Here is a 25,352-nt window from a genome sequence, read left to right as displayed (position 1 = left end):
ATGAGCGGGATCGATCCGAAACGTTTCGGCAAGGTGGCGGTGTTGTTCGGCGGTGAATCCGCCGAGCGCGAGGTGTCGCTCACCTCGGGCCGCCTCGTGCTGCAGGGCCTGCGCGATGCGGGCGTCGACGCGCATCCGTTCGACCCGGCCGAGCGGCCGCTGTCGGCGCTGAAGGACGAAGGCTTCGTGCGCGCGTTCAACGCGCTGCACGGCGGCTACGGCGAGAACGGCCAGATCCAGGGCGCACTCGATTTCTACGGGATCCGCTACACGGGTAGCGGCGTGCTCGGCTCGGCGCTCGGCCTCGACAAGTTCCGCACGAAGCTCGTGTGGCAGCAGACGGGCGTGCCGACGCCGCCGTTCGAGACGGTGATGCGCGGCGACGACTACGCGGCGCGCGCGACGGACATCGTCGCGAAGCTCGGCCTGCCGCTGTTCGTGAAGCCGGCGAGCGAAGGCTCGAGCGTCGCGGTGCTGAAGGTGAAGACGGCCGACGCGTTGCCCGCCGCACTGTCGGAAGCGGCGACGCACGACAAGATCGTGATCGTCGAGAAGAGCATCGAAGGCGGCGGCGAATACACCGCGTGCATCGCCGGCGATCTCGACCTGCCGCTGATCAAGATCGTGCCGGCCGGCGAGTTCTACGACTACCACGCGAAGTATGTCGCCGACGACACGCAGTACCTGATCCCGTGCGGGCTGCCCGCCGAACAGGAAGCGGAACTGAAGCGCATCGCGCGCCGCGCGTTCGACGTGCTCGGCTGCACCGACTGGGGCCGGGCGGACTTCATGCTCGACGCCGCCGGCAACGCGTATTTCCTGGAAGTGAACACGGCCCCCGGGATGACCGACCACTCGCTGCCGCCGAAGGCCGCGCGCTCGATCGGCATCAGCTATTCGGAGCTGGTCGTGAAGGTGCTGTCGCTTACGCTCAACGACTGACGCAGGAACGGAACGACGTATGTGGAACAACGTTCGCCAACTCAACCTTGCCGCCAGCGCGCTGTATGCGCTGTTGCTGCTCGTGTTGGCGGCGGCCGGCTGCTACTGGCTGATCCAGCGTCCGACGTTCGCGCTGCGCGAAATCCGGATCGATGGCGACACCGAGCACATCAACTCGCCGACGGTGCGTGCGGGCGTGGTCGGCCGGCTGAAGGGCAATTTCTTCACGGTCGATCTCGACGCGGCGCGGGCCGCGTTCGAGCAGATGCCGTGGGTGCGCCACGCGAGCGTGCGCCGGGTGTGGCCGAATGCGCTGGCTGTCACGCTCGAGGAGTACAAACCGCTCGGGACCTGGGGCAGCGCGCAGCTCGTGAGCGTCGACGGCGAGCTGTTCACCGCGAACCAGGGCGAACTGGATCGGGAACTGCCCGCGTTCGACGGCCCGGAGGGCAGTGCGAAGGAAGTCGTCACGCGGTATCACGACTTCGCGAACTGGTTTGCGCCGCTGAAGGCGGCGCCGGAAGAAGTGACGCTGTCGGCGCGCTACGCGTGGACGGTGAAGCTGTCGAACGGCATGCAGGTCGAGCTGGGCAAGGAACGCAACAGCGAGTCGCTGCATGACCGGAGCCAGCGCCTCGTCGCCGCGTGGCCGGCTGTCACGGAGCGTTGGGGCAACGACATCGAGTACGCGGACCTGCGTTATCCGAACGGATTCGCGATTCGTGCGGCAGGCATGCGGTTCCTGACCGATACCGACAAGCGCAAGAAGTAACGAGAGATCACACGCAAGAGCACTTTATGAGCAAAGACTACAAGGATCTGCTGGTTTCCCTCGACATCGGCACGTCGAAGGTGGTGGCTATCGTCGCCGAGCTGAAGGGCGAAGGCCATTACGAGGTGATCGGCCTCGGCCAGAGCGAGTCGAAAGGTCTGAAGAAGGGCGTGGTGGTCAACATCGAGGCCACCGTGCAGTCGATCCAGCGCGCGCTCGAGGAAGCCGAGCTGATGGCCGACTGCAAGATCACCAACGTGTTCACGGGGATTGCCGGCAGCCACATCCGCAGCTTCAACTCGAGCGGGATGGTCGCAATCAAGGACAAGGAAGTCACGCAGACCGACGTCGCGCGCGTGATCGAGACCGCGAAGGCGATCAACATCCCGACCGACCAGCAGGTGCTGCACATCCTCACGCAGGAATTCATCATCGACGGCCAGGAAGACGTGCGCGAGCCGATCGGCATGAGCGGGATCCGCCTCGAGGTGAAGGTGCACATCGTGACCGGTGCGGTCAGCGCCGCGCAGAACATCGTCAAGTGCGTGCGCCGCTGCGGGCTGGAAGTGAACGACCTGATCCTGCAGCCGCTCGCGTCGTCGCTGGCCGTGCTGACGGAAGACGAGAAGGATCTCGGCGTGGTGCTGGTCGACGTCGGCGGCGGCACGACCGACATCGCGATCTTCGCCGAAGGCGCGATCCGCCACACCGCGGTGATTCCGATCGCCGGCGACCAGATCACGAGCGACATCGCAATGGCGCTGCGCACGCCCACGCCGGACGCGGAAGACATCAAGGTCGGCTACGGGATCGCGAAGCAGGCGCTCGCCGATCCGGACGAGATGGTCGAAGTGCCGGGCCTCGGCGAACGCGGTCCGCGCACGCTGTCGCGCCAGGCGCTTGCCGCCGTGATCGAGCCGCGCGTCGAGGAACTGTTCTCGCTCGTGCAGCAGGTCGTGCGCGAGTCGGGTTACGAAGAACTGCTGAGCTCCGGCGTGGTCATTACCGGCGGGGCTTCGATGATGCCGGGCATGGTCGAGCTCGGTGAAGACATTTTCCTGAAACCGGTGCGCATCGGCGCGCCGGAATACGCAGGCGGCCTCGCCGACGTGGTGCGCAACCCGCGCTACTCGACGGCGATGGGGCTGCTCGTCGAAGGCAGTGCACAGCGCATGCGCGGCCGCAAGGTCGCCGTGCAGTCCGGCAACGCGGGGCAGATCTTCTCGCGGATGAAGGAATGGTTCCTGAGCAACTTTTGACATACCGAATCGAAATTCGCGCCGGTGCCGGCGGCTGGCGCGCGACAGGGGGTTGCCCGATCTCCTGCCGAATAACGGCCGAGTAGTTCTATTTTCTTGACGGAGGCAACAATGGAATTCGAAATGCTGGAAACCGAAACCAACGGCACCATCATCAAGGTGGTCGGCGTTGGCGGCGCTGGCGGCAATGCCGTTCAGCACATGATCAACCGTGGCGTGCAGGGCGTCGACTTCATCGTGATGAACACCGACGCACAGGCGCTGTCGCGTGCGCGCGCACCGTCCGTGATCCAGCTCGGCAACACGGGCCTCGGCGCCGGCGCGAAGCCGGAAATGGGCAAGGCGGCGGCGGAAGAGGCGCGCGAGCGCATCGCCGACGCACTGCGTGGCGCGCACATGGTGTTCATCACGGCCGGCATGGGTGGCGGCACGGGCACGGGCGCGGCGCCGGTGGTCGCGCAGATCGCGAAGGAGATGGGCATCCTGACGGTGGGTGTCGTCAGCAAGCCGTTCGAATTCGAAGGCGGCAAGCGCATGCGCGTCGCGGAAGCAGGTTCGCAGCAACTGGAGGATCACGTCGACTCGCTGATCGTCGTCCTGAACGACAAGCTGTTCGACGTGATGGGCGATGACGCCGAGATGGACAAGTGCTTCCAGTGCGCGGACGACGTGCTGAACAACGCGGTTGCAGGCATTGCCGAAATCATCAATGTCGATGGCCTCGTGAACGTCGACTTCGAAGACGTGAAGACGGTGATGGGCGAGCAGGGCAAGGCGATGATGGGCACGGCGACGGTCGCCGGCGTCGATCGCGCACGCCTCGCGGCGGAACAGGCCGTGGCGAGCCCGCTGCTCGAAGGCGTCGATCTGTCGGGCGCGCGCGGCGTGCTGGTCAACATCACGTCGAGCCGTTCGCTGCGCCTGTCGGAAACGCGCGAAGTGATGAACACGATCAAGAGCTACGCGGCGGAAGATGCCACGGTGATCTTCGGTGCGGTGTACGACGACGCGATGGGCGATGCGCTGCGCGTGACGGTCGTGGCGACGGGTCTGGGCCGTGCGGCGAAGAAGCAGCAATCGGCTCCGATGACGCTGCTGCGCACCGGCACCGACAACCAGCCGGTGAACGTCTCGCACGGCTATGCGCAGCCGCAGCACGTCAGCACGGCCGACTACGGCGCGCTCGATACGCCGGCGGTGTGGCGCAACTCGCGCGAAACCGCGGCATCGCACGTGCAGGCGCTGCAGGAGAAGGGTGTCGACACGTACGACATCCCGGCTTTCCTGCGCAAGCAGGCTGACTGACGACGCACACAGGCGAAGCCGCGGCAAGTTTGCCGCGGTAACGCCGGCGTGACGGATGCCACGGACCACGACAGGCCGCGTCGGATGCGACGCCGGGCCGGGAAACGTGCCCTCTTCGCTCGAGCGAGGCGGGATGGGCCGTGCTGTCCGCAACACGCTGAAAAACCGTATCGCTATGAGGGACCAGCCATGATTCAAGTGGGCGACGCGCTGCCCGACGCGCAACTGTTCGAGTTCATCGACGACGCGCGCGAAGGCTGCACGCTGGGGCCGAATGCCTTCAGCGTGCGCGACCAGGTTGCGGGAAAGCGGGTGGTGATCTTCGGATTGCCGGGCGCTTTCACGCCGACCTGCTCGGCGCAGCATGTGCCGGGCTATGTCGAGCACGCCGAGCAACTGCGCTCGGCGGGCATCGACGAGCTCTGGTGCGTGTCCGTCAACGACGCATTCGTGATGGGCGCATGGGGACGTGATCTGCACACCGCGGGCAAGGTGCGCATGATGGCGGACGGCAGCGCTGCTTTCACTCATGCGCTGGGGCTGACGCAGGATTTGTCCGCGCGTGGCATGGGAATCCGTTCCCTGCGCTACGCGATGGTGGTCGACGACGGTGTGGTCAAGACGCTGGCCGTCGAAGCGCCGGGCAAGTTCGAAGTGAGCGATGCGGCGAGTGTGCTCGCGACGTTGAAGTCCTGATCGTGCCGGTGCGCCGTTGCCTGCCGGCAACGCTGCTCGCCAGCCTCAGGGCAGTTGTAACACGGGCCGATGACCGGAAACGCCTCCGTTCCGGGCATCGGCCCGTCCCGTATCGGCGCGGGTAACCAGTCGAAACAGATTGATACGCAGTTTCAAACAGCGGCGAATAGGGAATTACGCTATAATCTCGTCTATCGAATATAACTCCTGATTGATATTCTCAATCAAGATGAAGAACATCATGCTGAAGCAGCGCACCATCAAATCGATCGTGAAGACCGTGGGCATCGGTCTCCACTCGGGCCGCAAGGTCGAACTGACGCTCCGCCCGGCCGCGCCGGGCACGGGGATCGTATTCTCGCGCGTCGACCTGCCCACGCCTGTCGACATTCCGGCATCCGCGATGTCGATCGGCGACACGCGGCTCGCGTCGGTGCTGCAGAAGGATGGTGCGCGCGTGTCGACCGTCGAGCACCTGATGTCGGCGTGCGCCGGGCTCGGCATCGACAACCTCTATGTCGACGTGACGGCCGAGGAAATCCCGATCATGGACGGCAGCGCCGCGTCCTTCGTGTTCCTGATCCAGTCCGCGGGCATCGAGGAGCAGAACGCGCCGAAGCGCTTCATCAAGGTGAAGAAGCCGGTCGAAATCCGCGACGGCGACAAGTTCGCGCGTCTCGATCCGTATTTCGGCTTCAAGCTGAAGTTCACGATCGACTTTCGTCACCCGGCCGTCGACAAGACCGGCCAGGAACTCGAGGTCGATTTCGCGAACACGTCGTACGTGCGCGAGATCGCGCGTGCGCGCACGTTCGGTTTTGCCCATGAAGTCGAAATGATGCGCGAGCTGGGTCTCGCGCGCGGCGGCAGCATGGACAACGCGATCGTGCTCGACGAGTACCGGATCCTGAACAACGACGGGCTGCGTTACGACGACGAGTTCGTGAAGCACAAGATGCTCGATGCGATCGGCGACCTGTACGTGGTCGGCCATCCGCTGCTGGCGTCGTACACCGCATACAAGTCGGGGCACGGGCTGAACAACGCGCTGCTGCGCGAACTGCTCGCGCACGAAGACGCGTACGAGATCGTCACGTTCGACGATCCGCAGGCTGCGCCGAAGGGCTTCGCGTTCGACGCGCAGACGGCCTTCGCCTGATCGGCGTCCGGCGCCCCGCGATAAAAAAAGCGACCTTCGGGTCGCTTTTTTTTATCGGGCGGCCGGCCCGCTCGGGCGGCGGCGGTGCGCGTTCAGCGCGACGACTTCGCGCCGTGCCGTGCGGCCATCCGCGCGAGCGCGGCCTGCAGCGGCGACGGCTCGAGGTGATCGGCGAGCTCGCGCAACGCCGCGGCGCCGACGGTCGTCATCCGCGCCTGCTTCACGTGCGGCGGTTCCGGCGCGTCTTTCGGCCGCACGCGCACGCGCAGCGCCGAGACCGGCCAGCCGCGCTTCTGGAGATCGGCGAGCAGGCGCGGCTCGACCTGCCGCAAGCGGGCCGCGAGCGCATTGTGCGCGGCAAAGAGGGTCAGGGTGCCGTCCTTGATGGAGCCCGGTTCGACATGACTCGCAAGATAGTCGGGCAGGAGCGCGGCGAGGTCGCGCTGCAGCGACGCGACCTGTTCGACGCCGGCGCGCAGCGCCGCGAACGCGTCGGTGCGGTTGAGCACTTCGGACACGGGTTGCGGGCGATACGCGGGGAGCGGGCCGAAACGCTTGGAAAATCGGTTCATCGAGGCATTCTTCGGGCGCGCACGGGCGCGGACGTTGACGCCGATTGTACCCGCGCCGGCTCCCGCACGGGCGGCTTTCGGGCCGTGCGCGCGGTTGCCTGCACGGGTTCGGCGTGCGGCGTGGGTCGGGCCGGGACACCGGCGCATGCTTTCTCGCGTGCTAAAATTCCTCGTTTGATTCCACTAATTCGCTAAGCCGCCGAGGCTCGGGCGTCGGGGCGCGCAACACGCGCCGGGCGCCGGTGCTGCGACGCAGGATCCGATCCGATGACAACCGGTTTTCTCCAGAAAATTTTTGGCAGTCGCAACCAGCGGCTCGTCAAGCAATACCAAAAGACCGTCGCGACGATCAATGCGCTCGAAACGCAGATCGAGAAGCTGACGGACGACCAGTTGCGCGGCAAGACGGATGAGTTCCGCCAGCGGATCGCGGGCGGCGAGTCGCTCGACAAGCTGCTGCCCGAGGCGTTCGCAGTCTGTCGGGAGGCGAGCCGCCGTGTGCTGAAGATGCGCCATTTCGACGTGCAGCTGATCGGCGGCATGGTGCTCCACTACGGCAAGATCGCGGAAATGCGCACCGGCGAGGGCAAGACGCTCGTCGCGACGCTGCCCGTGTACCTGAATGCGCTGGCCGGCCGTGGCGTGCACGTGGTGACGGTCAACGACTACCTCGCGCAGCGCGACGCCGAATGGATGGCGCGCCTCTACAACTTCCTCGGTCTGTCGGTCGGCATCAACCTGTCCGGCATGGAGCACGACCAGAAGCAGCAGGCCTACGCGTCTGACATCACCTACGGCACGAACAACGAGTTCGGCTTCGACTACCTGCGCGACAACATGGTCTACGAGACCGACGCGCGCGTGCAGCGGGCCCTGAACTTCGCGGTCGTCGACGAAGTGGACTCGATCCTGATCGACGAGGCGCGTACGCCGCTGATCATCTCGGGCCAGGCGGAAGACCACACCGAGCTGTACGTGCGGATGAACGCGCTGCCGCCGCTACTCGAGCGCCAGATCGGCGAGGAGAAGGCCGATGGCACGGGCGTCGAGAAGCCGGGCGACTACACGCTCGACGAGAAGTCGCGCCAGGTGTTCCTGACGGAGTCGGGCCACGAGAAGGCCGAGCGGCTGCTCGCCGAGTGGGGCCTGATCGGCGAGGGCGAGAGCCTGTACGCGCCGCAGAACATCACGCTGATGCACCACGTGTACGCGGCGCTGCGCGCCCACACGCTGTTCCACAAGGACCAGCACTACGTCGTGCAGAACGGCGAAGTGGTGATCGTCGACGAATTCACGGGCCGCCTGATGGCGGGCCGCCGCTGGTCCGACGGCCTGCACCAGGCGGTCGAGGCGAAGGAGCACGTGAAGATCCAGAGCGAGAACCAGACGCTCGCGTCGATCACGTTCCAGAACTACTTCCGGATGTACGCGAAGCTCGCGGGCATGACGGGCACGGCGGACACCGAAGCATACGAATTCAACGAGATCTATGGCCTCGAGACGGTCGTGATCCCCACCAACCGTCCGCCGAAGCGGATCGACAAGCAGGACCAGATCTACAAGACGGCCAAGGAGCGCTACGACGCGGTGATCCGCGACATTCGCGAGTGCTACGAGCGCGGCCAGCCGGTGCTGGTCGGCACGACCTCGATCGAGAACTCGGAACTGCTGTCGCACCTGCTGAAGCAGGCCGGGCTGCCGCACGAGGTGCTGAACGCGAAGCAGCACGAGCGTGAAGCGGCGATCGTCGCGGAAGCCGGCCGTCCGAAGCGCATCACGATCGCGACCAACATGGCCGGTCGCGGTACCGACATCGTGCTCGGCGGCAACGCCGAGAAGCAGGCCGCGTTCATCGAAGCCGACGAAGCGATCCCGGCCGACGAAAAGGCGCGCCGCATCAAGCAGTTGCACGACGAGTGGGAAACGCTGCACGAGCAGGTGAAGGCCGCGGGCGGCCTGCACATCATCGGCACCGAGCGCCATGAATCGCGCCGGATCGACAACCAGCTGCGCGGCCGTGCGGGCCGCCAGGGCGATCCGGGCTCGTCGCGCTTCTACCTGTCGCTCGACGATCCGCTGCTGCGCATCTTCGCGGGCGACCGCGTGCGCTCGATCATGGATCGCCTGAAGATGCCGGAAGGCGAGGCGATCGAGGCCGGCATCGTCACGCGTTCGATCGAATCGGCGCAGCGCAAGGTCGAAGCGCGCAACTTCGACATCCGCAAGCAGCTGCTCGAATACGACGACGTGTCGAACGACCAGCGCAAGGTGATCTACCAGCAGCGCAATGAATTGCTCGAAGCGCACGACATCACCGAGACGATCTCGGCGATGCGTCACGGCGTGATCACCGAAGTCGTCCGCCAGTTCGTGCCGGAAGGCAGCATCGAGGAACAGTGGGACGTGCCCGAGCTCGAGGAGGCGCTGCGCAACGACTGGCAGCTCGACCTCGCGATCCAGGAAATGGTGAACGAGTCGTCGTCGATCACGGCCGAGGAGATTCTCGAAGCCGTGACGACCGCCGCCGACGAGCAGTACGAGGCGAAGGTCGCGCTGGTCGGCCGCGAATCGTTCAGCGCGTTCGAGCGTTCGGTGATGCTGCAGACGGTCGACCGGCTGTGGCGCGAGCACCTCGCGGCGCTCGACCACCTGCGCCAGGGCATCCACCTGCGCGGCTATGCGCAGAAGAACCCGAAGCAGGAATACAAGCGCGAAGCGTTCGAGCTGTTCGCCGCGATGCTCGACGCGATCAAGCAGGAAGTCACGCGCATCGTGATGAACGTGCAGATCCAGTCGCCGGAGCAGCTCGAGGAAGCCGCCGAGCAGATCGAGGAGCGCGGCGGTCATCTCGAAAACGTCGAGTTTCAGCACGCCGACTACGCGGAATCCGGCGCGCCGGTCGCGAACGTCGCGGCCGCCACCGCGGCCACGGCGACGGCCGACATGGTCGGCAGTGCGATGACCCACAGCGGCCCCGGCGGCGAGATGCCGAAGGTCGGCCGCAACGACCCGTGCCCGTGCGGCAGCGGCAAGAAGTACAAGCAATGTCACGGGAAGCTGTCATGATCGGCGGCGGCGCGCATCCGCGTGCCGCTTCGTTCGCAGCTTCGAGTCAGTGACGTGAGTTGCGGCGGCCCGCGCGTGCGGCCGCCGGTTCTTCCAATCGATGCCGGCGCGTGCCGGCATTTTCCATCCGGCAGGTGTGCCCCATGGCTGTCAATTTTCCGTCGATCGATCCCGCCCAACTCCATCCCGTCGCCGGCGTCACGCTCGGCTGGGCGGAAGCGAACATCCGCAAGCCGAATCGCAAGGACGTGCTGGTCATCTCCGTCGACGAAGGGGCGACGGTCGCCGGCGTATTCACCGAGAACCGCTTCTGCGCCGCGCCCGTGATCGTGTGCCGCGAGCATCTCGCGAAGGTGCGCGCGGGCGGCGCGGGCATCCGCGCGCTCGTCGTGAACACGGGCAACGCGAATGCGGGCACCGGCGAGCCGGGCCTCGCGAACACCCGCGAAACCTGCGCGGAACTCGCGCGCCTCGCGGGCCTCGACGCCGCGCAGGTGCTGCCGTTCTCGACCGGCGTGATTCTCGAGCCGCTGCCGATCGACCGCCTGAAGGCCGGGCTGCCGGCCGCGCTCGCGAACTGCAAGGCCGCGAACTGGTACGACGCCGCGCAGGCGATCATGACGACCGACACGCTGCCGAAGGCCACGTCGCGCCAGGTGACGATCGAAGGCCACACGGTCACGCTGACGGGCATCAGCAAGGGCGCGGGCATGATCAAGCCGAACATGGCGACGATGCTCGGCTTCCTCGCGTTCGATGCGAACGTCGCGCAGCCGGTGCTCGACACGCTCGTGAAGGAAGTGGCCGACCGCTCGTTCAACTGCATCACGATCGACGGCGACACGTCGACGAACGACTCGTTCATCCTGATCGCGTCGGGCAAGAGCACGCTGCCCGCGATCACGTCGACCGACTCGCCGGCCTATGCGGCGCTGCGCGATGCGGTCACGCAGGTTGCCCAGCAGCTGTCGCAGCTGATCGTGCGCGATGGCGAAGGCGCGACGAAATTCATGACGGTGCAGGTCGAGGGCGGCAAGAGCGTCGCCGAGTGCCGCCAGATCGCGTATGCGATCGGGCATTCGCCGCTGGTGAAGACGGCCTTCTATGCATCCGACCCCAACCTGGGCCGGATTCTCGCGGCGATCGGCTACGCGGGCGTCACGGATCTCGACGTCGGCAAGATCGATCTCTATCTCGACGACGTGCTCGTCGCGAAGGCCGGCGGCCGTAACCCGGCTTATCAGGAAGAGGACGGCCAGCGCGTGATGAAGCAGAGCGAAATCACGATTCGCGTGCTGCTCGGCCGAGGCGACGCGCAGGCAACGGTCTGGACGTGCGACCTGTCGCACGATTACGTGAGCATCAACGCGGACTACCGCTCCTGATCGGGAGCGCTCGAACGACATGGACAAGCTCGAACAGTTTCTGACGCGCGCGGAAGCGCTGCTCGGCCGCCTCGAAGGGATGCTGGCGCCGGCGCCGGCGGCCGTCGACTGGAACGCCGCGACCGCGTTTCGCTGGCGCAAGCGGCAGGGGCGCGGCTATCTGCAGCCGGTGCCGGCAGCGTCGACGATCACGCTCGACGACCTGCACAACATCGATCGGCAGAAAGGGCTGATCGAGCAGAACACGCGACAGTTCGTGCAGTGCAAGCCGGCGAACAACGTGCTGCTGACCGGCGCCCGCGGCACCGGCAAGTCGTCGTTGATCAAGGCGTGCCTGAACGCCTATGCGAAGGACGGGCTGCGCCTGATCGAAGTCGACAAGGACGATCTTCACGATCTCGGCGACATCGTCGAGGTGATCTCGCAGTGTCCGGAGCGGTTCATCGTGTTCTGCGACGACCTGTCGTTCGAGGACGGCGAATCGGGCTACAAGGCGCTGAAGGTCGCGCTCGACGGCTCGATCGCCGCGCAGTCCGACAACGTGCTGATCTACGCGACGTCGAATCGCCGCCATCTGCTGCCCGAGTACATGAGCGACAACGAGTCGTACAAGCATCTGCCGGACGGCGAGATCCACCCCGGTGAAGTCGTCGAGGAAAAGATCTCGCTGTCGGAGCGCTTCGGCCTGTGGGTCAGCTTCTACCCGTTCAAGCAGGACGACTACCTCGACATCGTCGCGCACTGGCTGCGCCATTTCGGCTGCGCGGACGCCGAGATCGAGACGGCACGCGGCGATGCGCTCGTCTGGGCGCTCGAGCGCGGTTCGCGTTCGGGGCGTGTCGCATGGCAGTTCGCGCGCGACTGGTCGGGCCGCAAGGAGCAGGCATGAGCACGAATTCCGGAACGAGCGCCGTGCGCGCGCCCGACGGCCGCAAGGTGACGGAAGTCGCGGTCGGCGTGATGGTGCAGCCAGACGGCCGCTACCTGCTCGCGCAGCGGCTGCAGGGCAAGCCGTATGAAGGCTATTGGGAGTTTCCGGGCGGCAAGCTGGAGGCCGGGGAGAGCGTCGAGGACGCGCTGGCGCGCGAGCTGCACGAGGAACTCGGCATCGAAGTCACGGCCAGCCACCGCTGGCATACGCTCGAACACGATTATCCGCACGCGTACGTGCGGCTCTATTTCTGCAAGGTGACGGGCTGGACGGGCGAGCCGCACAGCAAGGAAGGGCAGGCGTTCGTATGGCAGCAACTGCCGGTCGAGGTCGCGCCGCTGTTGCCGGCGGCGCTGCCGGTGCTGGAACTGCTCGAGAAGGAAGCGGCGTCGCAATGACGCCGTGACGGCTCGCCTGAAAGGCGGGCCATATCCCCGACCATGGGCGGTGCCGTGCGCCGCTCAGCTGTCCCGGCGGCCGTCGGTGCCGTCTTCCTCCGACGACGGACCCTCGTCGGAGGACCCGCCGATCCGGTACTTTTCCGCGGCCCATGCGCCGAGGTCGAGCTGCTTGCAGCGGGCCGAACAGAAGGGACGGAACTTGTTTTCAGGCGTCCAGCGCACTTCTGCGCCGCACGAAGGACATTTCACAACGGTAGTCATACGAAAGCGTCGAACCGGCACACGGCCGTTACAGATTGCACAGTGTCAGATGGAACGGCACGTCGATGTCGACCGCGCGCGGCCGCACATCGCCGTCCTGCATGGTGAACCGTACCCACAACATGTATTTGTTGGCGCTCGCTTCGGGAATCACGCGCAGCTCCGGCGGCACGCGCACCTGCATCAGCTGATAGGTGCGCCCCGACAGCATCTGCTGGTAGCTGCCCTGCATCGCCATCACCTTCGACGCCTGGCCCGATTCGCGAGCGAGCCGCAGCACGATCGCCGCGGCATCGCGCAGCGGCAGCAGCGGCAGGATCCATTTCGCGATGTCCTGGCGCCGCTGTTCCGCGGGCCATTGCTGCCACGCGTAGTACGACGGCAGGTCGAACTTGCACGTGCCGCCGGGAATCACCGCGCGGCTGCGGATGCTGGCGAGCCACTCGTTGTCGACCAGATGCTGCCCGGTCTTGCCCTGCATCTGCGCAAGATTGGCGAGCGTCTGCTCGATTTCACCGAGCACGGACTCGAGCGCATTCTGTTCGATGCCCGGATTGCCGCGAAAGGGGGCGAGCGTCTGGCGTTGACGTTCGAGCTCTTTCATCAGATCCGATTTCAGGTCCGCGCGGCCCGTGACCTCGGCGATTTCGAACAGCGTCGTCAGCGCGACGTGATGCTCACGCGGGTCCTCCTGAGCCAAAAAGAACGCGAAGCGCTCGAACAGGTCTTCGAGGCGCAACAGCGTGCGAATTCGCTCGTTGAACGGATACTCGTAAAGAATCAAGCGCGCTCGCCTCTAGGGTAGGGATTGAAACAATGCAGGACATTCTAATGCTCACTGTCTACCCTAGCAACGCACCAATTTCGTACACCATCACGATCGCGCGCCGCGGTCAGTGCGCGGCAGCCGCCAATGCGAGATAGCGTTGGTGCAGTGCATCGACCTGCGCGGCGAGCGCATCGGGTGTCGTCGCGTCGTTGACGATCACGTCGTCGGCCGCCGCGAGACGCGCTTCGCGCGTTGCCTGTCTCGCGATGATCGCTTCGACCTGTTCGCGCGTGAAATCATTGCGTCGCATCACACGTGCGATCTGCGTTTCGACCGGACAGTCGACCACGAGCACACGATCGCTGCGCGCCTTCCAGTTACCTGACTCCACGAGCAGCGGCACGACGAAGATCACGTAAGGGCCCTGCGCTGCGCGGGCCTCGCGATCGGTCTCGGCGCGGATCAGCGGATGCGTGATCGCTTCTAGGCGCCGGCGTGCATCGTCGTCGCTGAAAATGAGTGCGCGCATCTTCGCGCGATCGAGCGAGCCGTCGGCCGCGACGAAGTCCGGTCCGAATGCGTGTTCGATCGCGGGCATCGCGAGACCGGCCGGTGCGGTGATGCGGTGCGCGATCAGGTCGGTGTCGACGAGCGATGCACCGCGTGCGGCGAACAGGTCGGCGACGGTCGTCTTGCCGCTGCCGATGCCGCCGGTGAGTCCTATTGCAAACATGTGAGCCTCCGCCGGGCCGCCGCACGGAAGCGAGGCGCCTCCCCGCGACGCAGCGAACATGGCGGACGCTGGCAGCGTGTCATGTCAGCCGCCGAGCGCCGAATAGAAAGGGGTACCGAAAAACAGCGTGGCGACGCCGCCTGCCGCGAGGAACGGGCCGAACGGAATCGGCTCCTCGAAGCGCATGCGCCCGCGCCAGGTCGCGACGAGCCCGACGAGCGCACCCGTCACCGCGGCGAACAGCACGACCTGCGGCAGCGCGGCCCAGCCCATCCATGCGCCGAGTGCGGCGAGCAACTTCAGGTCGCCGAAGCCGATGCCCTCGATGCCGCGCAGCCACTTGAACAGCCAGTAGACCGACCACAGGAACAGGTAGCCGGCCATCGCGCCGACCACGGCCGAACGCAGCGACGTGAACGTGCCGCCGAGATTCAGTGCGAGCCCGGCCCACAGCAGCGGCAGCGTCATCGAATCGGGCAGGTAGCCGGTCTGGATATCGATCGCGCTCATCGCCAGCAGCGCGGCGCACAGTCCGAACGCGGCGAGTGCGGCAACGGTGGGGCCGAACGCGGCGAGCGAACCGGCGGCGAGCAGCGCACCGGCGAGCTCGACGAGCGGGTAGCGCACGCCGATCGCATGGCCGCACTGACGGCAGCGCCCGCGCAACAGCAGGTAGCTGACGAGCGGGATGTTCTCCCACGCGCGCAGCACGTGACCGCAATGCGGACAGGCGCTGCGCGGGCGCCACAGATCGTAGTGCGGCGGATAGCCGTCGTCCGGCGGCGAGCTTGCGCTGCCGGTTGCTTCGGCGATTTCGGCCTGCCACGCGCGCTGCATCATCACCGGGACCCGGTGCACGACGACGTTCACGAAGCTGCCGACGCACAGGCCGAGCACGACGGCGAACGCATACTGCACCGCGAGCGGCAGCATCGCCAGCGCGTGCAACGTGCTGTCGGGCGAGTCGAAAACGGTGGTCAGGGGCGCGGGCGTCATGGGGCTCGGGTTCGGGCTTGAAAGGCGACAGAATCGGTTGCGATGCTACACCACGTTGCCCAGCTGAAGGATGGGCAGATACATCGCGATCACGAGGCCGCCGACGAGCGCACCCAGGACGATCACGATCAGCGGCTCGCCGAGCGCGGCGAGCGCATCGAGCCGTGCGTCGAGCTGACGTTCGCATAGCGCGGCGATATCGGCGAGCATCGTGTCGAGCGCGCCGGTTTCCTCGGCGACGGCGATCGGCTGCACGACGTCGTCCGGGAAGCAGCCCGCCGCGTGCATCGCATCGGCGAGACGCGCGCCGCGCAGCACGCGCGTCGCGATCTGCGCGGTGGCCTGCTCGAACACCGGATGGCCGGCGGTGCGTTCGAGCGTGGCGAATGCGTCGGCGAGCGGGACGCCCGCACCGAGCAGCGTTGCGAGCGAGCGGCACCAGCGCGCAGTCGCGAACCGCGTGAGCGCGCCGCCGACGAGCGGCGCATCCAGCACGTGCCGCGCGGCCGTGTAGCGCAGCGATGGCGAGCGCCGCAGCGCGTGACGCGCGGCGAGCCCCGCCACCGCTACCCCGGCGACGAACGCGCCGCCCCAGGCCGAGGTCGCGGACGACAGGGCGAGCAGCGCGCGGGTCGGCGCCGGCAAGGCCGCGCCGAAGCCGTCGAAGATCTGCCGGAACGTCGGCACGACCCACACCATCAGCGCGGCCGAGATCGCGAACGCGAACACGATGACGGCGACCGGGTAGGCGAGCGCGGCACGCAGCTTGCGCCATTGCGCGTCGGCGCGTTCGCGGTGCTCCGCGACGCGGGTCAGTACGGTGCCGAGCGCGCCCGATGCTTCGCCTACCTCGATCAACTGGCGATACAGCGTGCCGAACTGGGACGGGTAGCGTGCGAGCGCGGCGGCGAAGCGCTGCCCGCCGACGATCTCGCGTGCGAGGCCGGCGGCGATGCGCGGCAGCCCGTCGCGTGTGCGGGTGCGCGCGAGCATCTCGAGCGACGGTGCGAGCGGCAGTCCGGCCTGCAGCAGGCTCGCGAGCTGGCGCGTGAAGCGCGTGACCTCCCGCGCGCCGGCCGACGGCGGCCGGGCCGTGCCGCGGACATCGAGCGACAGCACCGTGACGCCGTCGCGCGCGAGCGCCGCACGTGCGGCGGCGGCATCGAAGGCGATGACGTTCCCGCGGCATCGCGTGCCGTCGCGACGACGGCCACGCCACGCGAAACGCGTCTCGTGCGGCGGTACAGGCATCGCGATCACGCGTCGGGCGTCGCGGCTAGCGCTTCCGCGATGCTCGTCGTACCGTCGCGAACGTGCGCGAGTGCCGCGTCGCGCAGACTGCGTACGCCCTCGGCTGCCGCGCATTGCGCGAGCGCACCGACGCTTGCGCGCGCGACGATGCGTTCCGCCATCTCCGGTGAAACCGGCATCGTCTGATGCAGGCCGATGCGGCCTCGATAACCGATGCCGTGACAGGCGGCACAGCCGCGCGCGACGAACGGGCGCCACCCGGATTCCAGTGCTGCCGGATTGCAGCCTGCTTCGCGCAGCGCGCGCACCGACGCGTCCGAACGCACGCGGCAGGTGGGGCACAGGCGCCGCACGAGGCGTTGCGCGGTGACGAGGCGCAGCGCGGCGGCGAGATTGTATGGCGCGACGCCGATGTCGAGCAGTCGCGCGACGGCTGCCGGCGCGTCGTTCGTATGCAGCGTGGACAGCACGAGGTGCCCGGTCTGTGCGGCCTTGATCGCGACGTCGGCCGTCTCCGCATCGCGAATCTCGCCGACCATGATGACGTCCGGATCCTGACGCAGCAGCGCGCGCAGCGCAGTGGCGAACGTCAGCCCGGCTTTTTCGGCGACGCCGACCTGGTTGATGCCGTCGAGCTGGATCTCGGCCGGATCCTCGACCGTGCATACGTTGTGCGCATCGCGGTCGAGCATCTGCAGCGCGCAGTAGAGCGACAGCGTCTTGCCGCTGCCGGTCGGTCCGGTGACGAGCACGAGACCGTGCGGCGCGCGTATCGCGGCTTCCATCGCCGCGGCCTGCCGCGCGTCGAAGCCGAGACGCGCGAGCGTGAGATCGGGCGGCAGCGTTTCGAGGCGGCGCAGCACGAGCTTCTCGCCGAACAGCGTGGGCAGCGAGCTGACCCGGTAGTCGCCGCGTGTGCCGCCATCGACCACGATGCGCAGCCGTCCGTCCTGCGGAAGCCGGCGCTCGGCGATGTCCATGCGGGCGAGCACCTTGATTCGCGTCACGAGCGCATCGCGCAGATGAGCGGGCGGCCGCGCGTGTTCATGCAGGACGCCATCGATGCGCAGGCGGATGCGCCAGCCTGCTTCGAACGGTTCGACGTGGATGTCGGACGCGTCGCGCACGCGGGCGGCGTGCAGCGTGTCGGTCAGCAGCCGTACGGCGGGCGAGTCGTCGAGTTGTGCCGCATCGAGCGACCGCGGTGTTTCAGCGGGCGATGCGTCGGTGGAAACAGGCGGCCGCTGCGTGCGCAGCGGCGCCCCGGGAAGTGGGAAGTGCATGTGAGCCGGCGCTCGGCCGCCTGTTGATCGTGACCGGCAAATGGTCGCGTATCGTGCGCGGCGGCGACAGTCGGCCGTTCGGCTAGCGCGCGCCGCGTGCGCGCGTGCTGCGCGGCTTGAAGAGCTTGACGGTGCGCACGGCCTGGTCGTCGCTGCGCATGACCTCGAGCATCACGTCGCGGATCTTCAGGCACACGTCGCCTTCGGGGATTTCCTCGAGGATTTCGAGGATCAGGCCGTTGAGCGTCTTCGGTCCGTCGGTCGGCAGTTGCAGGTGCAGCCAGCGGTTCAGTTCGCGCAGCGGCATGCTGGCGGCGACGATGCATTCGCCGTTCTCGTTCCAGCCGCCCGCGCGTTCGCCGCGCGGCATCGACGTCGTGAATTCGCCGATCAATTCCTCGATGATGTCCTCGGGCGTGACGAGCCCCTCGAGTTCGCCGTACTCGTTGACGACGAGCGCGGTCCGCTGCCGGCTTTCCTGGAAATACTGGAGCTGCTGGACGACCGGCGTGCCCGACGGCACGTAGTACGGCTCGGCGAGCAGCGTGCGCAAGGTTTCGCGGTCGAAATCCTGGTTGTGCAGCCCGGTGAGCGTCTTGCGGACGTGCAGCACGCCGAGCACCTTGTCGATGTCGCCTTCGTAGACGACGAGGCGGTTGTGATAGCAGGTCTCGAGCTGATGCAGGATGTCGTCGAGCGGCGCGTAGAAGTTGAGCGACTCGATCTGGCGGCGCGGCACCATCACGTCGTCGACCGTGATGTTCTCGAGGTCGAACAGGTTGAGCAGGATGCTGCGGTGCTTGGTCGGCATGAAGCTGCTCGACTCGAGCACGATCGCGCGCAGCTCGTCGGCGGACATTCGCTGGTCGCGGCCCTTCTTCGTATTGATGCGCAGCATCCAGAGCACGCCGTTCGCCAGTGCATTGACGAACCAGACGACCGGCTTGAACACGCGCATCAGCGGCGCGATCACGAGACTGGCGGGCAGCGCGATGCGTTCGGGAAAGGTCGCGCCGACGATCTTCGGCGCGATTTCCGCGAACACGATGATCAGGAACGCGACGATGCCGGTCGCGATCGACAGCGCCAGGTTGTTACGGCCGAACGTGTGCAGCGCGAGCGACGTCGTCAGGACCGGGATGATCGTGTTGAACAGGTTGTTGCCGATCAGGATCACGCTGAGCAGCAGGTCGGTGCGCGTGAGGAGACCCTGCGTGGTTTTCGCGCCGAGCACGCCCTGGCCGGCGAGATGCTTCAGCCGATGGCGGTTGAGCGCCATCATCGCGGTCTCGGAAATGGAAAAGAAGCTGGAGCAGAGGAGAAGCAGGAAGACGGCGCCGATTTGCGCCCATAAGGGAATTTGGTCCACGCGTCAGAAGGGCAGTGAAGGACAGGGATGGAGGGAATATAGCAGAGGCCGGCGGCCGGGATGTGTCGTGCGCGACACGCGCGCCCGCGAGACCAGGCAGAAGAAGGCAAAAAAAAACCGTGCACACGGTGCACGGTTTTTTCAAAATCTGGTCGGGGTGAGAGGATTCGAACCTCCGGCCTCTACGTCCCGAACGTAGCGCTCTACCAGGCTAAGCTACACCCCGATTTTTTGCTCTTCCGACTTCGCCGCTTTCGCTCAGATCGCTGCGTCGTCACAAGCAAGAACGTAACTATAACGATGTTTTTTCGAAAAGGGAATACCTTGATGAAGAAATTTTTCGAAAAGCGGTTCGCGTCGTGGTCGCCGCGCGCTTACGACTGTCGCGACGTCGAGTACGAGCACAGCGCGAGCAGGCTTTCCTTGTAGATCGAATCCGGGAACGCGGCGATCGCGGCCGCAGCGGCCTGTGCTTCCTGGCGCGCGCATTCGAGCGTATGGTCGAGCGCGCCCGAACGCGTGATCGCGTCGAAGATCGTGTCGAAGCGATCGGTGCCGCCTTGTTCGATCGCCTCGCGGGCGAGCGCCGACTGCTCGGGCGTGCCGCGTTCGATCAGATAGATGAGCGGCAGCGTCGGCTTGCCTTCACGCAGGTCGTCGCCGGCATTCTTGCCCATCGCTTCGGCCGTGCCCGCGTAGTCGAGCCAGTCGTCCATGATCTGGAATGCGGTGCCGATCCGGCGGCCGTATTCTGCGGCGGCGGCTTCGGTCGGCGCATCGGCGCCGGCGAGCACCGCGCCCAGGCGGGCCGATGCCTCGAACAGCTTCGCCGTCTTGTAGCGGATCACCTGCATGTAGCGCGTCTCGTCGACGTCCGCGTCGTGCATGTTCAGGAGCTGCAGCACTTCGCCTTCGGAGATGATCGTCGTCGCTTCCGACAGGATTTCCATCACGCGCATCTTGCCGACGCCGACCATCATCTCGAACGAGCGCGAATAGAGGTAGTCGCCGACCAGCACGCTCGCCGCGTTGCCGAACAGCGCGTTGGCCGTCTGGCGGCCGCGCCGCAGTTCGGATTCGTCGACGACGTCGTCATGCAGCAGCGTGGCCGTGTGGATGAACTCGACGACGGCGGCCAGTACGTGCCGCTGGTGCGACGTCTCGCCGAGCGCGCCGGCGACGAGCAGCAGCAGGGCCGGACGCAGCCGCTTGCCGCCCGCGCCGATGATGTACTCGGCGATCTGGTTGATCAGCAGCACGTCGGACGCGAGGCTTTGCCGGATAACGCGATTCACCTGCTCCATGTCGCTGGCGATCGGGGCGAGCAGGTGGGCGGCGCTGAGGGTGGGGGAGGCGGTGGACGACGACATGATGATCGAAATGGGTGATGCCGCGGATTATAAGTCGAATCCGCGATATGCCGGTCTGTCGGACGTGTCTGCCCGGTGATTTTGGCCGTCCGGCCAGGGCTTGCGGGCGGCAATCGTGGATCGGCTTTGACTTGGGTGCTAAGCCCATGTATAATCACGTGTTTTCCGCGCGTGGTGTGCGGAAAAATTGGATCCAGAGTGAGGTTCTCAATGTACGCGGTCATAAAAACCGGCGGCAAGCAGTACAAGGTTGCCGTTGGCGAAAAACTCAAAGTAGAACAGATACCGGCTGACATTGACGCTGAAATCACGCTCGACCAGGTTCTCGCAGTGGGCGAAGGCGAATCGATTAAGTTCGGTACGCCGCTGGTCAGTGGGGCTTCCGTCAAGGCCACCGTTGTGTCGCACGGTCGTCATGCCAAGGTCACCATCTTCAAGATGCGTCGCCGGAAGCACTACCAAAAGCACGGCGGCCACCGCCAGAACTACACTGAGCTGCGCATCGACGCGATCAACGCGTAAGCGCCTCGGTAAAGGAGCAATCAGATGGCACACAAAAAGGCAGGCGGCTCTTCCCGGAACGGCCGCGACTCCGAGTCGAAACGTCTCGGCGTGAAAGTGTACGGCGGCCAGGCGATCAACGCTGGCGGCATCATCGTGCGTCAGCGCGGTACGCGCATGCACGCTGGCGAGAACGTCGGCATGGGCAAGGATCACACCCTGTTCGCGCTGGTCGACGGTCACGTCAAGTTCGCGACCAAGGGCGCGGACAAGAAGCATCTGGTCATCGTTGTCCCGGCGGCTGCCTAAGTTCAGGCACCCACGGGCTTCGTAGCCGAAAGGCCCCGCAGTCTTCGCGGGGCCTTTTTTTATTTGGCCGCCGGGCGCATGTGCGCGCCGGCGGCTGTCGCGACACTGGCGGGCAATCGGCCGAACGGCAGATTGTTCAAGCATGCCGGCGCGCGGCACAATAGCGGAAATACTGGTCGGAGTGACGAATGAAGTTCATTGACGAAGCACGAATCGAAGTCATCGCCGGCGACGGAGGCGATGGCAGCGCGTCGATGCGCCGCGAGAAATTCGTTCCGTTCGGCGGGCCGGACGGCGGCGACGGCGGCCGGGGCGGCAACGTCTACGCGATCGCCGACCGCAACATCAACACGCTGATCGACTACCGTTACGCGAAGAAGCACCTGGCGCGCAACGGCGAAAACGGTCGCGGCTCGGATTGCTACGGCAAGGGCGGGGACGACGTCACGCTGCGCATGCCGGTCGGCACGGTCGTGACCGACATGGACACGGGCGAGCTGATCGCCGACCTGACCGAGCACGATCAGCAGGTGATGCTCGCGAAGGGCGGCGCAGGCGGTCTCGGCAACCTGCATTTCAAGTCGAGCACGAACCGCGCGCCGCGCCAGAAAACCGACGGCAAGCCCGGCGAACGGCGCATGCTGCGGCTCGAACTGAAGGTGCTCGCCGACGTCGGTCTGCTCGGCATGCCGAACGCCGGCAAGTCGACCTTCATCTCGTCGGTGTCGAACGCGAAGCCGAAGATTGCCGACTATCCGTTCACGACGCTCGCGCCGAACCTTGGCGTCGTGCGGGTCGGCCCGAGCAAGAGCTTCGTGATCGCCGATATTCCGGGGCTGATCGAGGGCGCCGCCGAAGGCGCGGGCCTCGGCCACCAGTTCCTGCGACACCTGCAGCGCACCGGCGTGCTGCTGCATCTCGTCGACCTGGCTCCGTTCGACGAAAGCGTCGATCCGGTCGCGGAAGCGACCGCGATCGTCGGCGAGCTGCGCAAGTACGACGAGGCGTTGTACGAGAAGCCGCGCTGGCTCGTCCTCAACAAGCTCGACATGGTGCCGGAAGACGAGCGCGAGGCGCGCGTCGCCGATTTCCTCGACCGTTTCGGCTGGGACGGCCCGGTGTTCGAGATTTCGGCGCTCACGGGCCAGGGCTGCGAGGCGCTGTGCTACGCGATCTACGATTACCTCGCCGAGCATTCGGACGCGCATCGTGCGGCGGAAGAGGAAGATCTGGCCGCGGACGTGCGGTTCCGCGATGCGCCGCAAGCCGATGGCGGCGCGACGCCCGGCGACGACGCCTGAGCGGGCCCGACACGCACCGGGCATCGCGTCCGGTGCCTGAATTCAATTGCGCCCGGCCGGGCAAGCATCAGATACAGGAGACGGCGCACGATGCGTTCGATCATCGCGGATTCGAAGCGATTGGTGGTGAAGGTGGGCTCCAGCCTCGTGACCAACGACGGCAAGGGGCTCGATCATGCTGCAATCGGCCGCTGGGCGGCCCAGATCGCCGCGCTGCGCGCGCAGGGCAAGGAAGTGGTGCTCGTCAGCTCGGGCGCGATTGCCGAAGGGATGCAGCGGCTCGGCTGGAGCAAGCGTCCGCGCGAGATCGACGAGCTGCAGGCCGCCGCCGCGGTCGGCCAGATGGGGCTCGCGCAAGTCTATGAAAGCCGCTTTACCGAGCACGATATTCGCACCGCGCAGATCCTGCTGACGCACGCCGACCTGGCCGATCGCGAGCGCTACCTGAATGCGCGCTCGACGCTGCTGACGCTGCTGCGGCTCGGCGTCGTGCCGATCATCAACGAGAACGACACGGTCGTCACCGACGAAATCAAGTTCGGCGACAACGACACGCTCGGCGCGCTCGTCGCGAACCTGATCGAAGGCGATGCGCTGATCATCCTGACCGACCAGACGGGCTTGTTCACCGCCGATCCGCGCAAGGATCCGAATGCGACGCTGGTCGCGGAAGCCAGCGCGGGCGCGCCGGAGCTCGAGGCGATGGCCGGCGGCGCAGGCTCGAGCCTCGGCCGCGGCGGGATGCTGACGAAGATCCTCGCGGCGAAGCGCGCGGCGCACAGCGGCGCGAACACCGTGATCGCGAGCGGCCGCGAAGCCGACGTGCTGGTGCGGCTGGCGGCGGGCGAGGCGATCGGCACGCAGCTGATCGCGCGCACCGCGCGGATGGCCGCGCGCAAGCAATGGATGGCCGATCACCTGCAGGTGCGCGGGCACGTCGTGATCGATGCGGGCGCGGTCGAGAAGCTGACGGCCGGCGGCAAGAGCCTGCTGCCGATCGGCGTGACTGGCGTGCAGGGCGCGTTCGCACGCGGCGAGGTGATCGCGTGTGTCGGCCCCGACGGGCGTGAAGTGGCGCGCGGCCTCACGAACTACAGCAGCGCGGAAACGAAGCTGATTCACCGCAAGCCGAGCGGCGAGATCGAGACGGTGCTCGGCTACATGCTGGAGCCGGAGCTGATTCACCGCGACAACCTCGTGCTCGTGTAACCGTTCGGCCAGGCGTCGCGAGACAGCAAAAAGCCCGCATCGCGCGGGCTTTTTGTTGTGACGAAGCGAAACGAGGCCGGGCAGCCGGCCTCGGTTGCGCGGTCAGCGCAGCTGGCTCATCGCGGTGCGATGGAACTTGATGTTCTCGAGGATCTGCTGGGTCGTGCCCTGCGGCATCTTGTTCGCGCAGAAATAGTCCTGGTACAGCGCCGAGTGGTACGCGTTCAGCTCGCCGTTCTCGATGCGACGCCAGTCGTTCTCGACCGTGCGGTCCCAGCCGTCGTGATCCGAATTCAGGCCTGCATACTGACGCCATTCGTAGGTGTCGCAGCGGATGCCTTCGTAGTTCACGTTGCGCGCGCCGGCCGGGCTCGTGATGACGACTGCGTAGCGCACGACGCCGTCGCTGCCGACCGCGAGCGACTTCGCATCGACGGAGAACTTGAGCGGCGTGTTCTGCGACACGTTGAACGGCAGCAGGTCGCCCGCTTGCGGCAGCGGCGGCAGCGTGTCGACCGGGTTTTCCTTCCAGTTGCCCTGGCGGTCCAGCAGATACACGAACTCGCTGTCATCCTTGTTGGTCGGCGTCTTCGAATTCGCGCAACCGGCCAGCGTGGCCGCCGCGACGATCGATGCGAGCGCGAGAGCAATCGCTTTCAATATGCATTCCTCGTAAAAAAAGGGCGCGACACCAAGGTCGCGCCCGGTCATGCAGTCCGACTCGTCATTTGCCGACGATCACGCGGGGCGGCATCTCGTCGAGCGTGCTCGCCTCCACTTCGATCTCCGAACAGACCACCGATGTGTCGACAATCGTCAGCGTCTGCTGGGCCTGCGCGCCGATGACGCGCGGATAGCGCGACAGACGCGGCCCACGCGGCTTTTCGGCTCGCTGCGCCGGGCGGCGCAGGAAGCGCGACAGTTCCGTCAGCGCCAACTGATAGACATCCCGCTTGAACTCGATCACCGCATCGAGCGGCACCCAGTACTCGTTCCAGCGCCACGCATCGAACTCCGGGTGATCGGTCGCGCGCAAGCAAATGTCGCAATCGCGTCCGACCATCCGCAGAAGGAACCAGATCTGCTTCTGGCCGCGGTAATGTCCGCGTACTTCGCGTTTGATGAACTTGTCAGGCACCTCGTAACGCAACCAGTCGCGAGTGCGGCCGATTATCTTGACGTGTTCCGGGTGCAGGCCCGTCTCCTCGTGCAGTTCCCGGTACATCGCCTGCATGGGGGTCTCGCCGTACTTGATCCCACCTTGAGGAAACTGCCAGGAATGCTCGCGGAGCCGCTTGCCCCAAAACACCTCGTTGCGCGCGTTCAAGAGGATGATGCCGACGTTCGGGCGAAAGCCTTCACGATCCAGCATACAACCACCTTCGAATCCTTTAAAATTGCTTTGATTATAAACAGATAACGGGCGCTGCGCACCGTGACGGAGCGAAACCGCACGGGGTACACCGGCTGAATTGTCCCTGATTTGTCTGCTAAGTCATCTGCGCCATCGTC

General features: G+C 66.1%; 25 protein-coding genes and 1 tRNA gene. 14 read left to right on the top strand and 12 right to left on the bottom strand.

The genetic code is table 11. The features are described from left to right. The 6 genes from NQV17_RS03245 (at position 1) to lpxC (ending at position 6,133) form a co-directional block, all read left to right on the top strand. Positions 1-942 carry a D-alanine--D-alanine ligase gene (locus NQV17_RS03245; RefSeq protein ID WP_040143319.1) on the top strand — a complete coding sequence of 314 codons (942 nt, stop codon included), beginning with the start codon at positions 1-3 and terminating at the stop codon, positions 940-942. A 19-nt stretch (positions 943-961) separates the two neighbouring features. Further along, the gene (locus NQV17_RS03240; protein WP_257768755.1) at positions 962-1,714 is read left to right on the top strand and encodes a cell division protein FtsQ/DivIB; all 753 of its coding nucleotides are present in this window, start codon (positions 962-964) and stop codon (positions 1,712-1,714) included. Positions 1,715-1,740: 26 nt separating this feature from the next. Then, positions 1,741-2,973, top strand: a complete 1,233-nt coding sequence (gene ftsA / locus NQV17_RS03235; protein WP_044844232.1) for a cell division protein FtsA — start codon at positions 1,741-1,743, stop codon at positions 2,971-2,973. A gap of 111 nt (positions 2,974-3,084) precedes the next feature. After that, positions 3,085-4,278 carry a cell division protein FtsZ gene (gene ftsZ / locus NQV17_RS03230; protein ID WP_044844231.1) on the top strand — a complete coding sequence of 398 codons (1,194 nt, stop codon included), beginning with the start codon at positions 3,085-3,087 and terminating at the stop codon, positions 4,276-4,278. 189 nt (positions 4,279-4,467) lie between these two features. After that, the gene (locus tag NQV17_RS03225; RefSeq protein ID WP_044844230.1) at positions 4,468-4,974 is read left to right on the top strand and encodes a peroxiredoxin; all 507 of its coding nucleotides are present in this window, start codon (positions 4,468-4,470) and stop codon (positions 4,972-4,974) included. A gap of 241 nt (positions 4,975-5,215) precedes the next feature. Next, on the top strand, positions 5,216-6,133 hold the full coding sequence (gene lpxC / locus NQV17_RS03220; RefSeq protein WP_044844229.1) for a UDP-3-O-acyl-N-acetylglucosamine deacetylase: 918 nt from the start codon (positions 5,216-5,218) through the stop codon (positions 6,131-6,133). Positions 6,134-6,225: 92 nt separating this feature from the next. Here the strand turns inward: lpxC and NQV17_RS03215 are convergent, their stop codons facing one another. Further along, positions 6,226-6,705: a DUF721 domain-containing protein gene (locus NQV17_RS03215; protein ID WP_044844228.1), complete on the bottom strand. Its 480-nt coding sequence runs from the start codon at positions 6,703-6,705 to the stop codon at positions 6,226-6,228. A 267-nt stretch (positions 6,706-6,972) separates the two neighbouring features. On the opposite strand from NQV17_RS03215, the gene secA reads away from it, so the two are divergent. The 4 genes from secA (at position 6,973) to NQV17_RS03190 (ending at position 12,485) form a co-directional block, all read left to right on the top strand. Next, positions 6,973-9,771, top strand: coding sequence for a preprotein translocase subunit SecA (gene secA, locus NQV17_RS03210; RefSeq protein ID WP_124488223.1), 2,799 nt, complete (start codon positions 6,973-6,975; stop codon positions 9,769-9,771). A gap of 143 nt (positions 9,772-9,914) precedes the next feature. Next, on the top strand, positions 9,915-11,156 hold the full coding sequence (argJ, locus tag NQV17_RS03200; RefSeq protein WP_257768749.1) for a bifunctional glutamate N-acetyltransferase/amino-acid acetyltransferase ArgJ: 1,242 nt from the start codon (positions 9,915-9,917) through the stop codon (positions 11,154-11,156). 19 nt (positions 11,157-11,175) lie between these two features. Beyond that, entirely contained in the window at positions 11,176-12,045 is an 870-nt protein-coding gene (locus NQV17_RS03195) for an ATP-binding protein (RefSeq protein WP_257768747.1), read from the top strand. Next, on the top strand, positions 12,042-12,485 hold the full coding sequence (locus NQV17_RS03190) for an NUDIX domain-containing protein (RefSeq protein ID WP_257768745.1): 444 nt from the start codon (positions 12,042-12,044) through the stop codon (positions 12,483-12,485). Before NQV17_RS03195 ends, NQV17_RS03190 begins: the two co-directional genes overlap by 4 nt. Positions 12,486-12,548: 63 nt before the next feature. On the opposite strand, the gene NQV17_RS03185 is transcribed toward NQV17_RS03190, so the two are convergent. From NQV17_RS03185 to NQV17_RS03145, 9 genes are all read right to left on the bottom strand, one after another. After that, on the bottom strand, positions 12,549-12,749 hold the full coding sequence (locus tag NQV17_RS03185) for a DNA gyrase inhibitor YacG (RefSeq protein ID WP_039317342.1): 201 nt from the start codon (positions 12,747-12,749) through the stop codon (positions 12,549-12,551). 28 nt (positions 12,750-12,777) lie between these two features. After that, positions 12,778-13,533 carry a cell division protein ZapD gene (gene zapD / locus NQV17_RS03180; RefSeq protein WP_044844223.1) on the bottom strand — a complete coding sequence of 252 codons (756 nt, stop codon included), beginning with the start codon at positions 13,531-13,533 and terminating at the stop codon, positions 12,778-12,780. A 109-nt stretch (positions 13,534-13,642) separates the two neighbouring features. Further along, on the bottom strand, positions 13,643-14,251 hold the full coding sequence (gene coaE / locus NQV17_RS03175) for a dephospho-CoA kinase (RefSeq protein ID WP_124488225.1): 609 nt from the start codon (positions 14,249-14,251) through the stop codon (positions 13,643-13,645). Between the two features lie 84 nt (positions 14,252-14,335). Further along, complete coding sequence (locus NQV17_RS03170; protein ID WP_124488226.1) at positions 14,336-15,247, bottom strand: A24 family peptidase; 912 nt, start codon at positions 15,245-15,247, stop codon at positions 14,336-14,338. A gap of 45 nt (positions 15,248-15,292) precedes the next feature. Next, positions 15,293-16,498: a type II secretion system F family protein gene (locus NQV17_RS03165; protein WP_257768740.1), complete on the bottom strand. Its 1,206-nt coding sequence runs from the start codon at positions 16,496-16,498 to the stop codon at positions 15,293-15,295. A 5-nt stretch (positions 16,499-16,503) separates the two neighbouring features. Continuing rightward, complete coding sequence (locus tag NQV17_RS03160) at positions 16,504-17,781, bottom strand: GspE/PulE family protein (RefSeq protein ID WP_257768738.1); 1,278 nt, start codon at positions 17,779-17,781, stop codon at positions 16,504-16,506. Positions 17,782-17,863: 82 nt separating this feature from the next. Beyond that, positions 17,864-19,150 carry an HlyC/CorC family transporter gene (locus NQV17_RS03155; protein ID WP_257768736.1) on the bottom strand — a complete coding sequence of 429 codons (1,287 nt, stop codon included), beginning with the start codon at positions 19,148-19,150 and terminating at the stop codon, positions 17,864-17,866. A gap of 149 nt (positions 19,151-19,299) precedes the next feature. Further along, positions 19,300-19,376 (bottom strand) — tRNA-Pro (locus tag NQV17_RS03150). A gap of 148 nt (positions 19,377-19,524) precedes the next feature. Beyond that, positions 19,525-20,520 carry a polyprenyl synthetase family protein gene (locus NQV17_RS03145; protein ID WP_044844218.1) on the bottom strand — a complete coding sequence of 332 codons (996 nt, stop codon included), beginning with the start codon at positions 20,518-20,520 and terminating at the stop codon, positions 19,525-19,527. Positions 20,521-20,730: 210 nt separating this feature from the next. Between NQV17_RS03145 and rplU the strand changes: the two genes are divergently transcribed. The 4 genes from rplU (at position 20,731) to proB (ending at position 23,840) form a co-directional block, all read left to right on the top strand. Further along, positions 20,731-21,042: a 50S ribosomal protein L21 gene (gene rplU, locus NQV17_RS03140; protein ID WP_006025184.1), complete on the top strand. Its 312-nt coding sequence runs from the start codon at positions 20,731-20,733 to the stop codon at positions 21,040-21,042. 24 nt (positions 21,043-21,066) lie between these two features. Continuing rightward, the gene (rpmA, locus tag NQV17_RS03135; RefSeq protein WP_006476999.1) at positions 21,067-21,330 is read left to right on the top strand and encodes a 50S ribosomal protein L27; all 264 of its coding nucleotides are present in this window, start codon (positions 21,067-21,069) and stop codon (positions 21,328-21,330) included. 188 nt (positions 21,331-21,518) lie between these two features. After that, complete coding sequence (gene cgtA / locus NQV17_RS03130; RefSeq protein ID WP_044844217.1) at positions 21,519-22,631, top strand: Obg family GTPase CgtA; 1,113 nt, start codon at positions 21,519-21,521, stop codon at positions 22,629-22,631. Positions 22,632-22,721: 90 nt separating this feature from the next. Further along, on the top strand, positions 22,722-23,840 hold the full coding sequence (proB, locus tag NQV17_RS03125) for a glutamate 5-kinase (protein ID WP_044844216.1): 1,119 nt from the start codon (positions 22,722-22,724) through the stop codon (positions 23,838-23,840). 102 nt (positions 23,841-23,942) lie between these two features. On the opposite strand, the gene NQV17_RS03120 is transcribed toward proB, so the two are convergent. Beyond that, positions 23,943-24,551 (bottom strand): CNP1-like family protein, encoded by a 609-nt coding sequence (locus tag NQV17_RS03120; protein ID WP_044844215.1) that lies wholly within the window; start codon positions 24,549-24,551, stop codon positions 23,943-23,945. Between the two features lie 13 nt (positions 24,552-24,564). Further along, positions 24,565-25,212 carry an RNA pyrophosphohydrolase gene (locus NQV17_RS03115; RefSeq protein ID WP_044844214.1) on the bottom strand — a complete coding sequence of 216 codons (648 nt, stop codon included), beginning with the start codon at positions 25,210-25,212 and terminating at the stop codon, positions 24,565-24,567. Between the last annotated feature and the right edge of the window lie 140 nt (positions 25,213-25,352).

The organism is Burkholderia sp. SCN-KJ (genome assembly GCF_024656005.1).
GTDB lineage: Bacteria > Pseudomonadota > Gammaproteobacteria > Burkholderiales > Burkholderiaceae > Burkholderia.
This window is presented reverse-complemented; position numbering and strand designations above follow the sequence as displayed.

Bases quoted from the DNA above. Each gene is read 5' to 3' on its own strand.
- NQV17_RS03245 (WP_040143319.1), top strand. From the start codon at position 1: ATGAGCGGGATCGATCCGAAACGTTTCGGCAAGGTGGCGGTGTTGTTC.
- rplU (WP_006025184.1), top strand. From the start codon at position 20,731: ATGTACGCGGTCATAAAAACCGGCGGCAAGCAGTACAAGGTTGCCGTT.
- NQV17_RS03165 (WP_257768740.1), bottom strand. From the start codon at position 16,498: ATGCCTGTACCGCCGCACGAGACGCGTTTCGCGTGGCGTGGCCGTCGT.
- cgtA (WP_044844217.1), top strand. From the start codon at position 21,519: ATGAAGTTCATTGACGAAGCACGAATCGAAGTCATCGCCGGCGACGGA.
- lpxC (WP_044844229.1), top strand. From the start codon at position 5,216: ATGCTGAAGCAGCGCACCATCAAATCGATCGTGAAGACCGTGGGCATC.
- coaE (WP_124488225.1), bottom strand. From the start codon at position 14,251: ATGTTTGCAATAGGACTCACCGGCGGCATCGGCAGCGGCAAGACGACC.
- NQV17_RS03240 (WP_257768755.1), top strand. From the start codon at position 962: ATGTGGAACAACGTTCGCCAACTCAACCTTGCCGCCAGCGCGCTGTAT.
- NQV17_RS03215 (WP_044844228.1), bottom strand. From the start codon at position 6,705: ATGAACCGATTTTCCAAGCGTTTCGGCCCGCTCCCCGCGTATCGCCCG.
- NQV17_RS03120 (WP_044844215.1), bottom strand. From the start codon at position 24,551: ATGACCGGGCGCGACCTTGGTGTCGCGCCCTTTTTTTACGAGGAATGC.
- NQV17_RS03185 (WP_039317342.1), bottom strand. From the start codon at position 12,749: ATGACTACCGTTGTGAAATGTCCTTCGTGCGGCGCAGAAGTGCGCTGG.
- NQV17_RS03225 (WP_044844230.1), top strand. From the start codon at position 4,468: ATGATTCAAGTGGGCGACGCGCTGCCCGACGCGCAACTGTTCGAGTTC.
- NQV17_RS03145 (WP_044844218.1), bottom strand. From the start codon at position 20,520: ATGTCGTCGTCCACCGCCTCCCCCACCCTCAGCGCCGCCCACCTGCTC.
- secA (WP_124488223.1), top strand. From the start codon at position 6,973: ATGACAACCGGTTTTCTCCAGAAAATTTTTGGCAGTCGCAACCAGCGG.
- NQV17_RS03190 (WP_257768745.1), top strand. From the start codon at position 12,042: ATGAGCACGAATTCCGGAACGAGCGCCGTGCGCGCGCCCGACGGCCGC.
- ftsA (WP_044844232.1), top strand. From the start codon at position 1,741: ATGAGCAAAGACTACAAGGATCTGCTGGTTTCCCTCGACATCGGCACG.
- proB (WP_044844216.1), top strand. From the start codon at position 22,722: ATGCGTTCGATCATCGCGGATTCGAAGCGATTGGTGGTGAAGGTGGGC.
- rpmA (WP_006476999.1), top strand. From the start codon at position 21,067: ATGGCACACAAAAAGGCAGGCGGCTCTTCCCGGAACGGCCGCGACTCC.
- NQV17_RS03115 (WP_044844214.1), bottom strand. From the start codon at position 25,212: ATGCTGGATCGTGAAGGCTTTCGCCCGAACGTCGGCATCATCCTCTTG.
- argJ (WP_257768749.1), top strand. From the start codon at position 9,915: ATGGCTGTCAATTTTCCGTCGATCGATCCCGCCCAACTCCATCCCGTC.
- NQV17_RS03170 (WP_124488226.1), bottom strand. From the start codon at position 15,247: ATGACGCCCGCGCCCCTGACCACCGTTTTCGACTCGCCCGACAGCACG.
- NQV17_RS03195 (WP_257768747.1), top strand. From the start codon at position 11,176: ATGGACAAGCTCGAACAGTTTCTGACGCGCGCGGAAGCGCTGCTCGGC.
- ftsZ (WP_044844231.1), top strand. From the start codon at position 3,085: ATGGAATTCGAAATGCTGGAAACCGAAACCAACGGCACCATCATCAAG.
- NQV17_RS03160 (WP_257768738.1), bottom strand. From the start codon at position 17,781: ATGCACTTCCCACTTCCCGGGGCGCCGCTGCGCACGCAGCGGCCGCCT.